This window comes from Bradyrhizobium sp. LB11.1 (genome assembly GCF_040549385.1).
Classification (GTDB): domain Bacteria; phylum Pseudomonadota; class Alphaproteobacteria; order Rhizobiales; family Xanthobacteraceae; genus Bradyrhizobium.
This window is the reverse complement of sequence record NZ_JBEPTH010000063.1, coordinates 1-1,023: the sequence shown is the minus strand read 5'-3', so window position 1 is coordinate 1,023 and position 1,023 is coordinate 1. Positions and strand designations below refer to the sequence as shown.

General features: G+C 65.6%; 1 protein-coding gene. It reads left to right on the top strand.

The features are described from left to right. Window positions 1-55 precede the first annotated feature (55 nt). Window positions 56-1,023, top strand: a 968-nt coding sequence (locus ABIA96_RS36590) for a mannose-1-phosphate guanylyltransferase/mannose-6-phosphate isomerase (RefSeq protein ID WP_354141728.1), incomplete at its 3' end; no start/stop codon positions are given.

The window sequence follows — 1,023 nt, the reverse complement described above, 5'->3', positions numbered from 1 at the left end:
GGGGTCCGCAATTTTGTCACCTGGTATCGCGACCACTTCGAGGTTTGAAACGACGATGGACAAACGCATTATCCCCCTGATCATGTGCGGCGGCGCCGGCACGCGGCTGTGGCCGGCTTCGCGCGAGGTGCGCCCGAAGCAGTTCCTGCCGCTGTTCGGCGCGCGTTCGACCTTCCAGGACACGCTGCTGCGTGTTTCAGATCCGTCGCTGTTCGATCGTCCGATCGTCATCACCAATGCGTCCTATCGCTTCATGGTGCTGGAGCAGCTCGCCGAGATCGGCATCGAGGCCGATGTGATCCTCGAACCGATGCGGCGCGATTCCGGCCCCGCGATCGCCGCCGGCGCCGCGTTTGCGCAAGACCGCACGAGTGAAGCGATCGTGCTCGCGCTCGCCGCCGACCATGTGGTGCAGGACAACGCCGCCTTCGTCGCGGCCTGCCGTGAAGGCCTCGCCGCCGCGAGCACGGGGCGCATCGTCACCTTCGGCGTCAAGCCGGAGCGGCCGGCGACCGAATACGGCTATATCAGCCCGGGTGAGGTGATCACGGGCGAAGTGCACGCGGTCGCGCGCTTCGTCGAGAAGCCGGATGCGGTGAAGGCCGCCGATTATGTCAATTCGGGCTATCTCTGGAACAGCGGCAACTTCATGTTCCCGGCGGCCCTGCTGCTCGACGAATATCGCAGGGTTGATGCGGCCAGCGTGGAGGCGGTCTCCAATGCGGTTGCCAGCGCGGGGCGCGATCTCGGCTTCGTGACGCTGGAGCCGCAGGCCTTTGGCGCGGCAAAGGCGATCTCGATCGACTATGCCGTGATGGAGAAGACCTCGCGCGCAGCGGTCGTGCCGGTGTCCTGCGGCTGGTCCGACGTCGGCTCCTGGCGCGCGGTGTGGGAATTGTCCGACAAGGACACGCAAGGCAATTCGGCGCACGGCACCGCCGTGTTCGAGGATTCACGCAACTGCAACGTCACGAGCGATCATGCGCTGGTCGCGCTCGAAGGCGTCGACGATCTCGTGGTCGT